Below are 16193 nucleotides of genomic sequence, written 5' to 3'. Positions count from 1 at the left end.
TCAGCTCTCAGTATTAAACTAGAAGTCAAAGCTCAAAATTTATGATACTAACCTCACCCATACACTACTGTATACTGCTATGAATCCGATAAACATTGGGCTATATAACTCTAAAAAGTCCCGTTGACGAAATTGTTCCAGAAACCAGTGAGAAAACATAATACCGAGTGCAAATAAATACTGAAATTTATCTTTCGAGCCTATTAAATAAAACCTATATAGATATGGGTTGCTCTGCTCGTCATATTCAGTAAGGTCGATATAAGCATTAAAAAATAACCTTACTTTAAGGTCATAGTCTAAATAGCTATGATTGCTGTGTTTGTATTTATCATCATTAATATATATTTTGGGTTTAAGCAAATCAGGGATAAATCCATCAACTACATCATTGTGACTGTCATACCGTCTAAAAAACTTATTATCCAAAACTCTGGTAGCGAATTGTTTTTTATAATTATCTGTATAGAAGTGAGATATAGAATTATATCGGAGTAATAAATATCCAATCGATAACAGTAAAAGAGTATTAATACCTGTAGGGTTAGTAAATGTAATTTTAAAAATAAAAGTATTTGCCTCTGTAACCTTCGCGCCTGAGAAAGTAAGCGCTAATAGCACTGATGAAATAATTATTAGCGTTTTTTTACAACTTGCTAAAGCAGGATCGATAGGCGGAGCTAAATTTAAATCTGCATTAATTGCTTTGTTTAGCTCTTTCACTGGTTCAATCACTTAACTACGCTCCATCTTTTTTGTTTAATAATAAGGGTGGCTTTAGTTTAAATAAATTAAAGATTATTAACACTTCATAGCTGTAATAATTTTCTCAACCCATAATACCAACTAAGCGCTGCCACCGTGCCATGAGTTTCTTCTTCAAAGTAACGTTGATTTATATATAAACTATTACTCGGGTGCGCTTTTAGTTTTTTAGCAAGCTCTAAGCCCCATTTATAATTAGCCTCTCCAATTTCACCAAAAGCTGCATTATTAGCAAAAGTAAAATATACATTGCCTTTAAGCTGCTTATTTATAAGTTGTTGTTCGTCAAAATAACGATTGAGATAATTATTATCCCAAAGGTAGGTTGCATCAATAATTAAGTAATCAGTAAATAAAGAGTGATTTGTAAGTAAAACATAACTTGCGAACAAGCCGCCGAAAGATTCCCCAATTAATACCCGCTTATTTGATGTACGGTAATTTTTATTAATGAAGGGAATAAGTTCTTTTTCAAAAAAAGCGGTGTAGTTTGCGGCATTGCCAATGTTTTCAAATTTTTCGAGTAGCTTGCCGTTAAAAGTCCAATCGACATTGGTAGGGGTAAAGTCGCGCTCTCTTATCGCATTTTTACTGTTAGGAACAGCGACAATAATTGCTTGTTGAATTTTTTTTCTAGCCGCTCAGTACTGAGTGCTTCAACAAGCCCCGCTAAGGCTTTTAAATGGGTTGGGTCGCCATCAAGCAAGTAAATAACAGGATATACTCGTTCGAGGTTTTGCTTGTAGCTTGGTGGTAAATAAACACTATAACTGCGCTGCTCACCTAAAATAATAGACTTAAGCTGATGTTTTTTTGCTAACACAATATTTTCTGACGCATACGAAGCTGTAATAAAATACAGATAACTAAACGCCATTAATAAAGCTTTCATAACCATCCTTGTAATTAATAAGAGCAAACTTAACTTTTTACAGTCTCTTCTACAGTTTCAACATTTACAACTTGATTCAAGTTACCTTTAATAACCACAGTCGCTGATATTTTATCTTGAATGGCTTGTCTGTTTGGATCCCAATATATCTGTAAAAAGCCCAATAAGCCTGTGGCAAAGCCTGCACCGTAGCCGCCGTAACGACCAAAACAATCTAATAAACCTAATGGCTCACCGCTTAGGGCGACAACACGAATATTACATACTTTTTTACCCGGTGTTTGGCCGCGCCAAAGTAACGAGAACAACGTAAAGTAAACAGCAGCCCAGCCAAAACCCAAGCCTAAATCTTGAATAATGCCTTTGCTCCACTGCAAAATACTGTTTGAGGTTGTTTGTGCAGGTTTTTCTTCTATTAACTGTGCAGGCTTTATTTCGTTATTTTCACTGAGCACTAATAGCTGTAAAAGGACAGTAGCAAGTTGTGGGTTTTGTAGGTCGTCCATTTCTGCTAATTTGGGAACTTGCCCTATTAAATTATCAAGCGCATTTTGTTGGCAAGGTTGCTCACAGCTGTCATCGGCTGTTTGCGCTAAATAAGTATTTACCTGTTGTTTTTCTGTGGCGGTAAGCTGAATTTCATCTTGTATTTTTACGCCCTGAACCGCCAAACCTTGATCATCGATATCGTCTTCTAGGTAATCTATGCCAATTGAAAGCACAGTAAGTGCGCTTACAAATAAAATACTTGCTGCCGTTATTTTTAAAATTCTTCGCCACACACTCGACATTTTTGGAAGGTATTGCTGCGCCGTACCTTTATAAAAAGCCATTGCAGCGACAAATGCTATTAAAGCCGCGCTAAGTTTGGCTGCTAAAAATATCAGTGCTACATCAATAATAATCGCTAGTGCACGCCGAATTGGCGTAGCTAAAGGCAAGCCCAGCAAAGCACTGTCAATTTTGAAGGCGTAGGGGGTAACAACTTCTCGGGTTTCAGAATTTGATAATTCTAATTGTTCTATCTCTTTGGCTTTCATTTATTTTCTTGTTATTAAAATAGGTAACCCGGTTAACTTACGCGTTTTTTATTTTTTGCTCAAGATTAACTCTGCTTTATTTTGAAGAAAACCGACCTCACAAATGCTAAAAGTTACAACCGTTTACAAATATAAAGTTAACATAATTTACAAAAGTAACTATTGAACATATATTGATGCTGAAACTGCTTTCACACTAAAAATTAAATATATGGAGTATATTTTGAAGTTATTAACTAACATGTTTTTCTTGTTTTCGGTCCTTATTTTGAGTGGCTGTGCCCACCAGATAAGTTTAAATCCAGACACTGAAAAACTTCAGGTTACAGAAAATAAATCAGCATCAGTTGTAGGTTATTATATTTCTGAAGATGATATAAAAACACAAGTAAAAACACCTGGCGGTGGTGGCGATAATGTTAGTTACAAACCTTATAAAGACACAGAAGCAGCGCTGTATACTGTGCTTTCTAATAAATTTGAAAACGTCTATAAGCTTGAATCATTAACTGATAGTACATTTTTAAAAGATAAAAAAATTGAGTATGTATTCATACCGACAATAACAACGCAATCTAGCTCAGATAGCTTATTCACATGGCCTCCTACTGAATTTACTTTCACACTAAACTGTAAAACTTTAAATAACAATGGCGATATAGCATGGAATAGTGAAGTTAAAGGTTTTGGCAAAGCTGAATTTGATGAGTTTAAAAATGATTTTTCTTTATCTGCAAAACGTGCAACAGAAGAAGCATTTAACAAACTAGTTGTAGAACTTGATCAATCAAATTTATAAATAAGGACAGAAATAAAATGAAGTATAAAAGTTCACTAGGTTTAATCGCGGCTTTATTTTTAAGTGCATGTACCATTCAAGTTCCACCTTATAGTGCAGATATCAGTAACGTTTCTAAACTAAAAGAAGAGTCTAATACACCAGTCTCAGTCGGAAAAATTGAATCTGAAAAAAAATTAAATAAGATATCACTTCGAGGCTCTCCTCTTGTTTCATCTGTAGGCAACAGCTATGGCGAATATATTGAGAGCGCATTAATACAAGAATTAAAACTGGCTAAACTTTGGTCTGGTGTTGCTAAAAAGCAAGTGACTGGCAAGGTTATTGACCAAGATATTGATGTAACAGGGTTCTCAGAGGGGAATTCATTTATAAAAGTAAATTTTGTTGTTTCAGAGGACGATGCAATTTTATTTGAAAAAGTAATTTCAGCTGAACATGATTTCGACTCTTCATTTATTGGCGCAATTGCAATCCCAAATGGTCAACGAAGCTATGTAGAGCTTGTTCAAAAATTACTTAAGAACTTGTATTCTGACGAGGAGTTTATTACTGCAATTAAGTAAGTACTCTCAGTGTAATTAAAACAAATAAGGAGCTGTATGCTACAGCTCCTTATTTATATATAAATTTAATTTGTAACTGGATAATCGGTATAGCCTTGCTCTGCGCCACCAAACAAAGTGTCGGGGTTATGGCTGTTAAGAGGCTTGCCTTGCTTTAAGCGTGCTGGTAAGTCTGGGTTTGATACAAATGGGCGACCAAAGCCAATCATATCGGCCCAGCCTTCGCTAAGTGCTTTGTCTGCGCGCTCTTTTGTGTACTTGCCTGCGTAAATTAATACACCGCTGTAGGCTTTGCGAATAGCGTATTTAAACTCAACACTCATCAAAGGTGCGTCATCCCAATCGGCTTCGGCTATATGCATGTAACCTACACCGGCTTTATTTAATGCCTCAGAAACCGCTAAATAAGTTTCCTCAGGGTTTTCGTCTACTGTGCCATTAAGAGTTGTTAACGGGGCTAGTCTTACGCCTACTTTGCTGCTACCAATTTCGTCGCTAACAGCATTTACCACTTCAATTAAAAAGCGTATACGATTTTGCACGCTGCCACCATATTCATCGGTGCGAGCATTTGATTCTGAGTCTAAAAATTGGTTAATAAGGTAACCATTAGCAGCATGAAGCTCTATGCCATCAAATCCTGCATTAACTGCATTTTTAGCAGCTTGGCGAAATTCGCCTATGACATGCGTAATATCTTGTTTGCTCATTTCGCGTGGGAGTTGGGTGTCTACAAACCCCGGTGCGCCGTTTGTATCTACAAATACTTTTACGTCTTTTGCAGCAATCGCCGAGGCTGAAATAGGCTGCACGCCACCGGTGTTGTCACTATGAGTTACACGGCCAACATGCCAAAGCTGAGCAAACATAACGCCACCAGCGCTATGCACTGCGTTGGTTACTTTACTCCAACCTACAACTTGCTCATTTGAATAAATACCCGGAGTCCAAGCGTAGCCTTTGCCAAGTTCACTAATCTGTGTGCCTTCGCTTACAATTAGCCCGGCACTTGCGCGCTGTGCGTAATATGTTGCCATTAAGTCGTTAGCTATATCGCCAGGCTGTGTTGAACGCGAGCGAGTCATTGGGGGCATAACAATACGGTTTTTTAATGTTTTACCTGCAAGTTCTATTGGTTCAAAAAGTAATGTCATAATGCCTCCTAAGTTTGATTGCGCTCATAATAACGTAACCAAGCACATGCAAAAACCACAAAAACTGCAAAATAGTTTTGTTGTATCTGCAATAAAGCTACAAAGTAAAACACATTAACTTTAGGTGAACTAAATGTATTTTATTGACTCTTAACAGCACTATTAAGTTGAGGGTTTGATGTGAATAAAGGGAATGCGTGGCCGTGGGTTATCTCGTTATGTATACATGGCGTGTTGCTATACTTATTACTTTCACATAAATTACTTTCGCAAAAAATAAAAGTTGAAGTACCTCAAACAAAAAAAGACACCGTAATAAACGCTTATGTAATGGTTAACTTATCAACGCAACCTAAGTTAAGCACCGTTAACACCACCACTAACGCACCGATTGCTGAGCCTGCAAAGTTAGAGGTAAAAAAAGTACCTGAATCTATAAGCACTAATAAAACACCTACAACTCAAACACAAGTTACTAAAGCACCCAAACAACGTGACGAAAAACCAAAAACAACAACAGTAACAAAGCTCACTATTACAAATAAACCTCAACCCCCTGCCCACACCATTAATACCAACACGCAAACGTTTAAAAAACTTAACCCGTATGCGCCTATTTATGGCGCACCTATAAATAACTTAACGCATAAAAAAATGGTCACGTTTGGCGAAGCAGATAACTCAGATAGTACTGATGATGCAATAGCTGCCACCCCCACAATTAAATCACCGGTTAAATCACAAAAATCAGAAGTTATTAGCCAAAATACAATAGGCACACGACGATTAGAAAAATTTAACGGTAAATGCTATTTAATTGATACTTCAACCGTATTTGGTAGTAATGGCATGCCTCAAGGTAGCGCGCAGACCTGCCCTGGTGAGCAAACTGATGATGAAATATTATTTAATAAAATTATGGATAAGTGGGCTCGTAAAAATAATTAGTTTTAAATTAGTGAACAAATACGTTATTAAAACGTATTTGTTATAAGTACTCCACTTACTTAATGCCAATTAGGAAACACGTATGACAACAAAGCAACTATCATCACTTTTTGTATTTAATTTATTAGTTGTAAGTGCACAAGCGAGTGCAAACCAGCGCTGGTACGTTGTTAACGACTCAGTAATGGGCGGTGTATCTAATAGCCAAGTAACACAAACTCAAGAAAGTTTGCTTTTTACAGGCAATGTTTCGCTTGATAATAACGGCGGTTTTGCATCAATACGTACAGAGCTAAATACACAAAGCCAAAATACTAAAGCTATAGCACTGCGCGTTAAAGGCGATGGACAAACCTATCAGCTTAGGCTCAGAACTACCAATTACCTTGATGGCGCAGCGTACACCCACTCATTTAAAACAGTAAAAAATGAATGGGTAGATATAAACTTTGCTCCGAGTGATTTTACTTTAACGTATCGCGGCCGCGTGCTTGAGCAACAACCGATTATTGATTTTGATGATATAAAACAGCTAGGCTTTATGATTGCAGGTAAGCAAGAAGGTAGGTTTAAACTTGAAGTGGGTAAAATTGAGTTTAAAAGCTAACCCACCAGCATGTTGGTGGCGCTAAATAGTATAGTCGTCGCCCCGCCTCTTCATTTCACTAATAACCAGCTCAACCATTTGTTGTTTTATTGCTGCTTGCTCTGACTTTAACTCCCCTAATTGCAGCTCTAACATATCTATTTGTTCTTGCTGTTGCGTATTTTTATATTTTTTAGAGCCTAAGTGCTCTGCATCTAGAGTTAAACTCGCATCACTTTTATTTAGCTCACTTGCAGAAGTATTTATAGTTAAACTACGTTGTACGGGGCTTTGTTTAAGTTTGTTAATTTGTTCTTGCAGCGCAATAACTCGCCCAGTGAAGTGCTTGTATACTTTTTCTAGGTTTTTATATTGATTGCCAAACGTTGCGTTATCTTCACTATATTCTTGCGCTTTGGTATCTAGAAACTTTGATAACACATATTTTGGCTCTTCCTCATTTTCTTCCTCGCTCTTTTCTTCACTCGCTTTTTCAACAGGTAGTTTATCTGATTGCGCTAAAGTTTGAGTATTTGAGCTGTATACTTGGTATGGAATGGGAGTCGGTGAAATCTTCATTATTTTATCCCTAAAATAGCTTTGTAACTATTATAGGTATCGACCTCGTATTAAAATCCTTGAATAAATTTTAATGTTAGCTAAAAGCAAAAAGCCCCACTTTATTAAAGTAGGGCTTATACCAATTTATTAAACTAACTCGTTGCTTACTTAGTACTTTGGTTATCTTGTGAGAGCGCAATAAGTGCAAGCGCCGCATTTAGGCGAGTATTTAAATTATTATAAATAGTCATTCCAAACACACCGATAATACAAACTATTAAACCCATTTGTAGGTTAACGCTCATCTCTAGTAAAAAAACAGCTGCAACTAGTAAGCATAGCGCTAATGCATAAATAATAGATTGAAAGGTAAAGTTAATATCACCCTTGGCTATTTTAAGTAATTCGTCTTTATTCATAATTTACTTCCTTGTTATTTGATCACTAAGACTCAATTGCCAGTAACTCTACTTCAAATATAAGTACTGAGGCAGGAGGAATACTCCCTACACGTTTTTCGCCGTACGCTAATTGGTGCGGTACATATAGCGTGTATTTATCGCCGGGGCTCATAAGTTGTAAACCCTCAGTCCAGCCTTTAATAACTTGGTGTAAACCAAAGCTAATAGGTGTTTTACGCTCTACTGAACTGTCAAACACAGTGCCGTCGATTAGTGTGCCGTGGTAATGCACGTTAACCATACTTTTTGGGGTTGGTGTGTTTTCGTTTTCGCTTTTATGGATTACTTTATACTGCAAGCCAGAAGTCGTTTCTACTACGCCTTCTACCTTTGAGTTAGCGGCTAAATAATCTGCACCTATTTGTGCATTTATGCCTGCTTGTTGTTTTGCTTTTTTACTATTTTGAAATATTAAAAAACAAAAAATGGCGATAACTACCGCCAAAATTATATTAATCATCATTAACCTTTTTCGTTGTCTAGCTCTTCGTCTTTTTCGTCATCATCGCCGTTTACTATGTCGGCAATCTCTTTAAGGCGAGCAAGTGCAATACCGTTTACTGAGTTTTCTGGATACTGGTCATCAATAATATCGCCAGCTTCTATATCCATTAACAAGTTAAGCGCTTGGTCTACGGTTTCAACTGCGTAAATATTAAATTTACCCGCTTCAACTGCATTAAGTATTTCGTCATCAAGCACTAAGTTAACTTGGTTTGATTTAGGAATGATAACGCCTTGCGAACCTGTTAAACCACGCATTTTACACAGTTTAAAAAAGCCTTCTATTTTTTCGTTTACTCCACCAATGGCTTGTACATCGCCGTGTTGATTAATAGAGCCTGTAAGCGCAATTGATTGGCTAATAGGTAGGCTTGTAATAGACGAAATAAGCGCACACAACTCTGCTAAAGATGCGCTATCGCCATCTATGTAACCATAGCTTTGCTCAATGGCAATATTAGCGCTAAGCGTTAAGCTAAAGTGCTGCGCATATTTATTACCTAAATAACCGGTAAGCAACATTACACCTTTTGAGTGAATTGCTTTACCAAGCTCAGCTTCGCGTTCAACATCTATTACGCCATCGGCGCCAGCATAAACAGTTGCCGTAATACGCGCAGGGGTACCAAATGAGGTATCGCCAATGTGTAATACGGTTAAGCCATTTACTTTACCAATGGCTTGGCCGTCGGTTGCAATAAGTGTGTGACCTTCTTTTATATCACTGAGCATATTTTCGCTAATTTGGCCGGTACGGTATTGCTTGCCTTCAATGGCTTCGTCAATATGGTGCGCGTCAATAACGGCTAATTTGTCTTGCTTTGCGTAGTAACTAGCTTCTGCAATAAGTTCAAGTACATCAGCAAAACGCGCTGATAATTTATTTTGATGCTCAGCTTGGCGGTAACTAAATTTAAGTAAACGCACCATAGCAGCCTGCGTTGCAGTGCACTTTAATGTTTGCTCGCAATATTCATTCACTTTAGTAATAAACTGGTATTGCAATTTATCGCTACTTGGCAAGTAGTAATCAAAGTCGGCTAATACTCTAAATAGCTCTGCAAATTCTTCGTCGTATTCACCTATGGTGTAGTACAACTCGCGCGAACCTAATAAAATAATTTTAACATCAAGCGGTATAAGCTGCGGGCGAAGTGTAAAGCTAGTCCCTACTGTGCTGTCTTGATACGGTAAGTCGTTTTTAATTTGATGTGTTTTTAACGCGAGTTTTAAACCATCCCACACTTGTGGATTTGCCATGATTTTTTCAGCGTCCATAATTAAATAACCGCCATTAGCACGATGCAATGCACCAGCCTGAATTGAGCGATAACAGGTAATTAAAGAGCCTTGCGATGTTGAGTACTCAATTTTGCCAAATATATTGCCAAACGTTGGATTAGGCTCGTACACAACCGGTGCTGCGTCGTCCTCTTTAAACTCAACTAAAATGTTAGGTGCAAAAAAGTCGGTAAGCATGCCTTTGCGATCAAAGTCTTCTTTGCTTTCTTCACTTTCATCTTCGTCATCTAGCCATTCAAGTACCGCGTCTATAATTTCAACGCGTATATCTTTTAAATAGCGCAGTACACCAATATGCGTGGCATATTTATGTTCTAAGTCTTTTAAAAGTGGTTTAGTGGCTTGCTCAGCAGTCGATTTTTTAAGGTTGCGTTGTTTTTCTTTTGATTCGCGTTTCCAACGTGGCAGCTCTATTAACGCTTCTATTAATGCATCTTCTAGCTTTTCAATTTTTTCAAAAAACTCTTCACGTAACGTTTCTTCAAGTTCGCCAAATTCGCTGTCGCTTAATTGTTTACCATCTACAAGTGGTGCAAACCCTACTGAATTTTTTTCTTCAACTAATGCAACGCTTTGCTCAAACGCCGCAATTTCTACTGCGGTAATAGCACTGTCGTAGGCATCGTTAAATTCACGATCGATTGATTTTTTCTTACGCTGATACGCTGGGTTATCAAATGCCGCAGGAAAGGTGTCGAGTACTTCATCTAAAAATGAATCTATATCGTCACTAAGTTGCTTGCTTTGGCCTGGTTGCATAAACAGCGCAATAGGTTCTCTGTGGTCATCGTAATTGTTTACGTATAACCATTCGTTTGGCGTTGAGCGGTCTTTTGCGTGTTGTTTAAGTTTATCTTTAACAAGCGTAAAGCGCCCGTGAGCGGCCTCGCCCATTACATAAACGTTGTAACCCGGCAGTTCCATCCCTAATGAAAAATCTAAAGCACTTTGGGCGCGTTGTTGGCCTATAAACGTAAGTTGCTCTGGGTATGGATTGTTCATACACGTGTTTATGTGATTAGTAGAAATACTCGGTGCGAGTTTTGAAACAGATAGTGGCAGCAATTTTTTCGTCATTCTAACTTCTTTTTTTACCAGCATATTCGCTGGCCTTTGGGCGTATTAAGTGGCCCGCAGCCACTTAATACTTATATTTAAGGGTGCAGTGCCTTACGACTAAAATAGATTCCATCACATTCAATACACGGTGTAATTTGTGTAGCGTGATAAACATCGTAACTATGGGTGCAATTCTTACATACTAATGTGCCCATGGCTATCCATTCGCCTGCGTGATACACACCATTGTGCTTAAAATCTTGGCTAAGAGATTGCCACTCAAGTTGAGTTTTATCTTCTATGTGCGACAGTTCAAACCAAAGAGACTCTTTAAGCTCTTGCCATGCAAGCGAATTATAGTGTGATTCGTTCTCTACTATATGTTCAATATCATTCTTTAAATAACTTTTGTAGAGCTCATATCTTTCTTGACTTAAATCTTTAAGCGCCTGCTCAGATTCAACAAACCCAGAAACCACATCTTTTAAACCATGCTCTTTCACATCTTTTATCCAATGGGTAAAACTGCTAAGCCATGTTTTGTAATCAGTCATTTTTTACTCCTTCAAAATTGCTGTTAAATCAGTCTGTAACTTATGCCTTTAGCTAACCACACTATAAAAAGGCAGGTTAACCTGCACTGAAAGTTACAATTTAATAAAAGCATGTTTTTGACGCTGTGAATAGTGTTTTATTTGGGGTATCCTAACGGCAATTTTTTATTAGTTTGCAAGAAGTCTGGAACCATAGATGCAAGAGCAATATAACCCGCAAGATATAGAGTCAAAAGTACAAAGCTACTGGGAAGAAAACCAGGTATTTAAAGTCACTGAAGATGAGAGCAAAGAAAAGTATTACTGCCTTTCTATGTTCCCTTATCCGAGTGGTCGACTGCATATGGGTCATGTGCGTAACTACACCATTGGTGATGTTGTTTCTCGTTTCCAGCGCCTGCAAGGCAAAAACGTAATGCAACCTATGGGTTGGGATGCGTTTGGTTTACCTGCAGAAAACGCTGCTATTAAAAACAAAACAGCACCAGCTAAGTGGACATACGAAAATATTGATTACATGCGTACTCAACTTAAGCAATTAGGTTTTGGTTATGACTGGGATCGCGAAATTGCGACATGTCATCCAGAATACTACAAGTGGGAGCAGTGGTTTTTCACTAAGCTTTACGAAAAAGGCCTAGTGTATAAAAAAATGTCGACAGTTAACTGGGATCCAGTAGATCAAACAGTACTCGCTAACGAGCAAGTTATTGACGGTCGCGGTTGGCGTTCAGGCGCTGTGGTTGAGCAAAAAGAAATTCCACAGTGGTTTATTAAAATTACCGACTACGCACAAGAGCTACTTGACGATTTAGACAAGTTAGAAGATTGGCCAGAGCAAGTTAAAACAATGCAGCGCAACTGGATTGGCCGCTCTGAAGGGTGTGATATTGAATTTAAACGCACCGATAACGACGAAACTTTCAGCGTATACACAACACGTCCAGATACCTTTATGGGTGTTACGTATGTTGCTGTTGCTGGTGGTCACCCTATTGCACAAGAAGCCGCTAAAAATAGCGATGCTATTGCAATGTTTGTTGAAGAATGCAAAAACACCAAAGTTGCCGAAGCAGACATGGCAACAATGGAGAAAAAAGGCATAGCAACAGGCTTTTACGCCACTCACCCATTAACGGGCGAGCAAGTACCAATTTGGGTTGCTAACTTTGTATTAATGCATTATGGCTCAGGCGCTGTAATGGCAGTACCTGCACACGATCAACGCGACTTTGAGTTTGCAACAGCGTACGGCCTAGATATAAAACAAGTCATTGCGCCTGCTGAAGGTTCAGATCTTGAAGTAAACCTAAAAGAATCAGCATTTACCGATAAAGGCGTACTTGTAAATTCGGGTGAATTTAACGGCCTTGATTTTGAAGCTGGTTTTAAAGCGATTGCCGATAAATTAGAAGCACTCGGTGTTGGTGAGCGTAAAGTAAACTTCCGCCTGCGTGACTGGGGTGTGAGCCGTCAGCGCTATTGGGGTTCTCCAATTCCAATGCTTAGCGATGAAGATGGTAAAGAACTTGCTGCAACAGAAGATATGCTACCAGTTCGCTTACCAGAAGATGTGGTAATGAACGGTGTAACTTCACCACTTAAAGCAGACCCAGAGTGGGCTAAAACAACAGTAAATGGCGCACCTGCGTTTCACGAAACTGATACGTTTGACACCTTTATGGAATCGTCTTGGTACTACGCACGCTACTGTAGCCCACGCTACGACGAAGGCATGCTAGATCCAGCGGCTGCTAACTACTGGTTACCAGTAAACCAATACATTGGTGGTATTGAGCATGCAATTTTACATTTATTGTACTCACGCTTTTTCCATAAATTATTACGTGACTTTGGTTTAGTTAATTCAGACGAGCCGTTTGACCGCTTACTTTGTCAAGGTATGGTACTTGCTGAAACATTTTATCGTAAAGATGAAAAAGGCGGCGATATTTGGATTTCGCCAACTGATGTAAACACCGAAACCGACGAAAAAGGCCGCGTTACTAAAGCATGGCACAAGGAAGACGGTGAGCCGGTATTCTCATCAGGCATGAGCAAAATGTCTAAGTCTAAAAACAATGGTATAGACCCACAACATGTAATTGCCCAGTATGGTGCAGATACAGTGCGTTTATTCATGATGTTTACAGCACCACCAGAGCAAACGCTTGAATGGTCAGACTCAGGCGTTGAAGGCGCGCATCGTTTCTTAAAACGTGTATGGAAATACGCGGTAGACGTTAAAACAGTAGGTTACCAAGCACTTGATAAATCAGCGCTAACTAACCCGCAAAAAGTACTACGTCGCGACTTACACAAAGCAATTGCTAAAGTGACTGATGATGTTGAACGTCGTCAAACCTTTAACACCGCTATTGCAGCCATTATGGAGCTTTCTAATAAGTTATTAAAAGCACCACTGAGCGACAAACAAGATGTAGCGATTGCTAACGAAGCACTTGAAGCATTAGTTATTATGCTTGCACCTATTACTCCGCATTTATCGCATGAGCTTTGGAAAGAGCTTGGTAAAAAAGGCGAGATTTTAGATGCTGCATGGCCAAAAGTTGACGAGTCTGCACTTGTTGAAGATGAAAAACTAATCATCGTACAAGTAAACGGCAAGCTTCGCGCTAAGTTAACAGTGGCAGCTGGTGCAACTCAAGAGCAAGTAGAAGCCCTTGCGTTTGCAGAATCTAACGTAACTAAATTTACTGATGGCTCAACCATTCGTAAAATCATTTACGTACCAGGCAAACTACTTAACGTGGTAGCTAACTAATATGGCTGCATTTAACGCCATTAAAAATGGACTAGCCTTAGTGCTAGTCTGTTTTTTGTTATCAAGCTGTGGCTTTCATTTAAAAAAAGCCTCTAGCCTGCCTGATAACTTAAAACAGCTAACACTTGTAGGCGATGACGAAAAATCGACTTTATTCACTGAGCTTAAAAAAGAGCTTCAAGCGAGTAACGTAGAGTTAGTATCGTCAGCTAAAGATAAAGCCCAATTGTATTTACGCAAAGAAAGCATTGAACGCCAAACACTCTCGCTGTTCCAAAACGGCCAAGTTGCTGAATATGAGCTCGCTTATGGCGTATCGTATGTAGTTAAACGCCCAGGTGAAAAAGCGATAGAAAAACGTTTTGAGCTTTACCGTAATTACCAAGACGATCCGGATCATGCATTAGCAAAAGCAAAAGAGCTTGAGCTACTTATTAGCGAAATTCGTGAGCAAGCCAGTCGTCGTATTGTTAGAGAGCTGTCGCAACTATAATGCGCTGCTATGCTAATCAACTACCGAGTGAATTAAATAAAGGGCTAAAGCCCTTTTATTTAGTATTTGGAGAAGAGCCTTTTCAAGAAGCGCAGTGCGTACAACAAATTCGCGACAGTGCTAAGCAACAAGGTTTTGATGAAGTAATTAAGTTTACTTTAATGCAAGGATTCGATTGGCAAGAAATTATAGCCCAGTACCAAAGTATGTCGCTGTTTAGCGCCCGCACTATTATTGAGCTTGATTTAAACCAACAAAAGCCAGGCGTTATTGGCAGCAACACCTTTAAAAAAGTAGTTGAACTGGTTAATCCCGATACTATTTTAATTGTTAAAGGCGCTAAAGCCAGCCAAGAAGTACAACGTGGAGCATGGTTTAAAGCTCTTGATAAGCAAGGTGTATTTGTACCTTGCTACCCGCTTACGGGCTCTCATGTAAAACGATGGCTTGATGAGCAATGCCAACGTTTATCACTTAATATGCAAAGCGACGCCAAAGTAAGCTTAATAAATGCCACCGAAGGCAACTTGTTAGCCTGTTTTCAGGAACTTGAGAAGCTCTCGCTACTGCACGGCAATGCATTAATTACTCAGCAATTAGTAATGCAAGGTCTGTTAAACCAAGCCAAGTTTGATATTTTTGATTTAAGCGATGCGCTATTAAATGGTCACGCCAAACAAGCTATAAAAGTATTAAACAAACTTGCCAGCGATAACACCGAAGTGGTGAGTATTTTGTGGGCTATAACCAAAGAGCTTAATACACTTATAAGTGTGCAAGTTGGTTTATTAAATGGCGAACCTATCGCTAATTTATTTAAACAAAAAGCAATTTGGAAAAACCAACAAGGTCCAGTTCAAAATGCTATTAACCGTTTAAACATGCACACACTAGAACAAATAAACAGTGATGTTGCGTTGTTTGATGCCAGTTACAAGCAAGGTAATTTAATTGCACCTTACCAAGCGCTTGCTCATATTTGTATTAAATTTTGCCAGCCGCTCAACATTCCTATGCCGTGCCACGCGGTTAATTAATAAATAGCTAATGGGTGTTAAATGATCGCAATTTTTGGTGGCACTTTCGACCCAGTCCATTTAGGCCATCTAAATATGGCGCAGCAATGCGTAAATGCGTTTAATTTAGATACGCTTTATTTTATGCCCTGTGCATTACCTGCACATAAAGCAGCTCCGGGTATTAGTGCAGAGCACCGAATTAATATGCTCAACGCAGCTATTGCTCCTTATCCTCATTTTGAACTCGATTTAAGAGAACTTAATCGAACCGGTCCATCGTATTCGTTGCTGAGCTTACAAGAACTTCGTAAAGAACACCCCACTACACCTATTTTATTTTTAATTGGTATGGACTCATTTAACAACCTAGATAAGTGGTTTGAGTGGAAGGCAATAACGCAGCTTTGCCATATTGTGGTGTACCAGCGCCCTGCTCAACATTGCACTATAACAGGTGAGCTCAAAAGCTATATGCAACGCGCAAATGCCGACGAAGTAGCGGCACTTAAACACTCACTTGCAGGTAAACTTTATTTTTTACCGGGCGAAATGCTCGATGCGGCCTCAAGCACCATTCGCGAACAACTGAAAAAAAGTAATAAAAAGAATGAACTATTGCCCGATGCAGTGAGTCATTACATAGAAGTGCATCAGCTCTATCAAATTGATGCTTAAAAACTCCTAGCGTGTTAAAATGCGCGCCAT

Annotated in this window: 18 protein-coding genes and 1 pseudogene; 8 read left to right on the top strand and 11 right to left on the bottom strand. The window is 38.8% G+C overall.

Annotated elements, in window-relative coordinates:
* Window positions 1-39: 39 nt before the first annotated feature.
* The 5 genes and pseudogenes from CXF64_RS01850 to CXF64_RS01840 form a co-directional block, all read right to left on the bottom strand.
* A complete protein-coding gene (locus CXF64_RS01850; protein ID WP_101216146.1) occupies window positions 40-735 on the bottom strand; it encodes a hypothetical protein in 696 nt (231 codons plus the stop codon).
* Window positions 736-809: 74 nt separating this feature from the next.
* The gene (locus tag CXF64_RS20905) at window positions 810-1157 is read right to left on the bottom strand and encodes a hypothetical protein (protein WP_232783778.1); all 348 of its coding nucleotides are present in this window, start codon (window positions 1155-1157) and stop codon (window positions 810-812) included.
* A gap of 3 nt (window positions 1158-1160) precedes the next feature.
* Window positions 1161-1346, bottom strand: a pseudogene (locus CXF64_RS20900) (alpha/beta hydrolase-fold protein); the annotation flags it as partial.
* Window positions 1343-1657: an alpha/beta hydrolase-fold protein gene (locus CXF64_RS20895; protein ID WP_232783777.1), complete on the bottom strand. Its 315-nt coding sequence runs from the start codon at window positions 1655-1657 to the stop codon at window positions 1343-1345. The pseudogene CXF64_RS20900 and the gene CXF64_RS20895, both read right to left, overlap by 4 nt.
* Window positions 1658-1686: 29 nt before the next feature.
* Complete coding sequence (locus tag CXF64_RS01840; RefSeq protein WP_101216145.1) at window positions 1687-2697, bottom strand: RDD family protein; 1011 nt, start codon at window positions 2695-2697, stop codon at window positions 1687-1689.
* 223 nt (window positions 2698-2920) lie between these two features.
* Here CXF64_RS01840 and CXF64_RS01835 point away from each other — a divergent pair, with 223 nt between their 5' ends.
* Both CXF64_RS01835 and CXF64_RS01830 read left to right on the top strand, forming a co-directional pair.
* Window positions 2921-3496: a hypothetical protein gene (locus CXF64_RS01835; protein ID WP_024591117.1), complete on the top strand. Its 576-nt coding sequence runs from the start codon at window positions 2921-2923 to the stop codon at window positions 3494-3496.
* Between the two features lie 17 nt (window positions 3497-3513).
* Entirely contained in the window at window positions 3514-4062 is a 549-nt protein-coding gene (locus CXF64_RS01830) for a hypothetical protein (RefSeq protein ID WP_024591118.1), read from the top strand.
* 65 nt (window positions 4063-4127) lie between these two features.
* Here CXF64_RS01830 and CXF64_RS01825 read toward each other — a convergent pair whose 3' ends face one another.
* Window positions 4128-5216, bottom strand: a complete 1089-nt coding sequence (locus CXF64_RS01825; RefSeq protein WP_101216144.1) for an alkene reductase — start codon at window positions 5214-5216, stop codon at window positions 4128-4130.
* 180 nt (window positions 5217-5396) lie between these two features.
* Here CXF64_RS01825 and CXF64_RS01820 point away from each other — a divergent pair, with 180 nt between their 5' ends.
* Both CXF64_RS01820 and CXF64_RS01815 read left to right on the top strand, forming a co-directional pair.
* Window positions 5397-6164, top strand: coding sequence for a hypothetical protein (locus CXF64_RS01820; protein WP_024593877.1), 768 nt, complete (start codon window positions 5397-5399; stop codon window positions 6162-6164).
* An 82-nt stretch (window positions 6165-6246) separates the two neighbouring features.
* Window positions 6247-6771 (top strand): CIA30 family protein, encoded by a 525-nt coding sequence (locus CXF64_RS01815; RefSeq protein ID WP_101216143.1) that lies wholly within the window; start codon window positions 6247-6249, stop codon window positions 6769-6771.
* 21 nt (window positions 6772-6792) lie between these two features.
* On the opposite strand, the gene CXF64_RS01810 is transcribed toward CXF64_RS01815, so the two are convergent.
* From CXF64_RS01810 to CXF64_RS01790, 5 genes are all read right to left on the bottom strand, one after another.
* Window positions 6793-7329 (bottom strand): hypothetical protein, encoded by a 537-nt coding sequence (locus CXF64_RS01810; RefSeq protein ID WP_101216142.1) that lies wholly within the window; start codon window positions 7327-7329, stop codon window positions 6793-6795.
* A gap of 146 nt (window positions 7330-7475) precedes the next feature.
* The gene (locus CXF64_RS01805) at window positions 7476-7730 is read right to left on the bottom strand and encodes a hypothetical protein (protein WP_002958531.1); all 255 of its coding nucleotides are present in this window, start codon (window positions 7728-7730) and stop codon (window positions 7476-7478) included.
* Between the two features lie 25 nt (window positions 7731-7755).
* Window positions 7756-8232 carry an FKBP-type peptidyl-prolyl cis-trans isomerase gene (locus tag CXF64_RS01800; RefSeq protein ID WP_033012432.1) on the bottom strand — a complete coding sequence of 159 codons (477 nt, stop codon included), beginning with the start codon at window positions 8230-8232 and terminating at the stop codon, window positions 7756-7758.
* A gap of 2 nt (window positions 8233-8234) precedes the next feature.
* On the bottom strand, window positions 8235-10655 hold the full coding sequence (locus CXF64_RS01795; RefSeq protein ID WP_232783776.1) for a Lon protease family protein: 2421 nt from the start codon (window positions 10653-10655) through the stop codon (window positions 8235-8237).
* 77 nt (window positions 10656-10732) lie between these two features.
* A complete protein-coding gene (locus CXF64_RS01790) occupies window positions 10733-11191 on the bottom strand; it encodes a zinc ribbon-containing protein (RefSeq protein WP_007585575.1) in 459 nt (152 codons plus the stop codon).
* 196 nt (window positions 11192-11387) lie between these two features.
* Between CXF64_RS01790 and leuS the strand changes: the two genes are divergently transcribed.
* From leuS to nadD, 4 genes are read left to right on the top strand one after another with little or no spacing between them, the layout of a single operon-like run.
* A complete protein-coding gene (leuS, locus tag CXF64_RS01785; protein WP_007585573.1) occupies window positions 11388-13976 on the top strand; it encodes a leucine--tRNA ligase in 2589 nt (862 codons plus the stop codon).
* A gap of 1 nt (window position 13977) precedes the next feature.
* On the top strand, window positions 13978-14469 hold the full coding sequence (locus CXF64_RS01780) for an LPS-assembly lipoprotein LptE (RefSeq protein WP_101216140.1): 492 nt from the start codon (window positions 13978-13980) through the stop codon (window positions 14467-14469).
* Window positions 14469-15506 (top strand): DNA polymerase III subunit delta, encoded by a 1038-nt coding sequence (gene holA, locus CXF64_RS01775; protein ID WP_101216139.1) that lies wholly within the window; start codon window positions 14469-14471, stop codon window positions 15504-15506. The genes CXF64_RS01780 and holA overlap by 1 nt, the downstream gene beginning before the upstream one ends.
* A gap of 21 nt (window positions 15507-15527) precedes the next feature.
* The gene (gene nadD, locus CXF64_RS01770) at window positions 15528-16163 is read left to right on the top strand and encodes a nicotinate-nucleotide adenylyltransferase (RefSeq protein ID WP_010554701.1); all 636 of its coding nucleotides are present in this window, start codon (window positions 15528-15530) and stop codon (window positions 16161-16163) included.
* Window positions 16164-16193: the final 30 nt, after the last annotated feature.

This window comes from Pseudoalteromonas sp. GutCa3 (assembly GCF_002836155.1).
In the GTDB taxonomy this organism is placed as follows: domain Bacteria; phylum Pseudomonadota; class Gammaproteobacteria; order Enterobacterales; family Alteromonadaceae; genus Pseudoalteromonas; species Pseudoalteromonas arctica.
This window is presented reverse-complemented; position numbering and strand designations above follow the sequence as displayed.

Bases quoted from the DNA above. Each gene is read 5' to 3' on its own strand.
- CXF64_RS20895 (WP_232783777.1), bottom strand. From the start codon at position 1,657: ATGAAAGCTTTATTAATGGCGTTTAGTTATCTGTATTTTATTACAGCT.
- CXF64_RS01840 (WP_101216145.1), bottom strand. From the start codon at position 2,697: ATGAAAGCCAAAGAGATAGAACAATTAGAATTATCAAATTCTGAAACC.
- CXF64_RS01830 (WP_024591118.1), top strand. From the start codon at position 3,514: ATGAAGTATAAAAGTTCACTAGGTTTAATCGCGGCTTTATTTTTAAGT.
- CXF64_RS01825 (WP_101216144.1), bottom strand. From the start codon at position 5,216: ATGACATTACTTTTTGAACCAATAGAACTTGCAGGTAAAACATTAAAA.
- CXF64_RS01815 (WP_101216143.1), top strand. From the start codon at position 6,247: ATGACAACAAAGCAACTATCATCACTTTTTGTATTTAATTTATTAGTT.
- CXF64_RS01810 (WP_101216142.1), bottom strand. From the start codon at position 7,329: ATGAAGATTTCACCGACTCCCATTCCATACCAAGTATACAGCTCAAAT.
- CXF64_RS01805 (WP_002958531.1), bottom strand. From the start codon at position 7,730: ATGAATAAAGACGAATTACTTAAAATAGCCAAGGGTGATATTAACTTT.
- CXF64_RS01800 (WP_033012432.1), bottom strand. From the start codon at position 8,232: ATGATTAATATAATTTTGGCGGTAGTTATCGCCATTTTTTGTTTTTTA.
- CXF64_RS01795 (WP_232783776.1), bottom strand. From the start codon at position 10,655: ATGACGAAAAAATTGCTGCCACTATCTGTTTCAAAACTCGCACCGAGT.
- CXF64_RS01790 (WP_007585575.1), bottom strand. From the start codon at position 11,191: ATGACTGATTACAAAACATGGCTTAGCAGTTTTACCCATTGGATAAAA.
- leuS (WP_007585573.1), top strand. From the start codon at position 11,388: ATGCAAGAGCAATATAACCCGCAAGATATAGAGTCAAAAGTACAAAGC.
- CXF64_RS01780 (WP_101216140.1), top strand. From the start codon at position 13,978: ATGGCTGCATTTAACGCCATTAAAAATGGACTAGCCTTAGTGCTAGTC.
- holA (WP_101216139.1), top strand. From the start codon at position 14,469: ATGCGCTGCTATGCTAATCAACTACCGAGTGAATTAAATAAAGGGCTA.
- nadD (WP_010554701.1), top strand. From the start codon at position 15,528: ATGATCGCAATTTTTGGTGGCACTTTCGACCCAGTCCATTTAGGCCAT.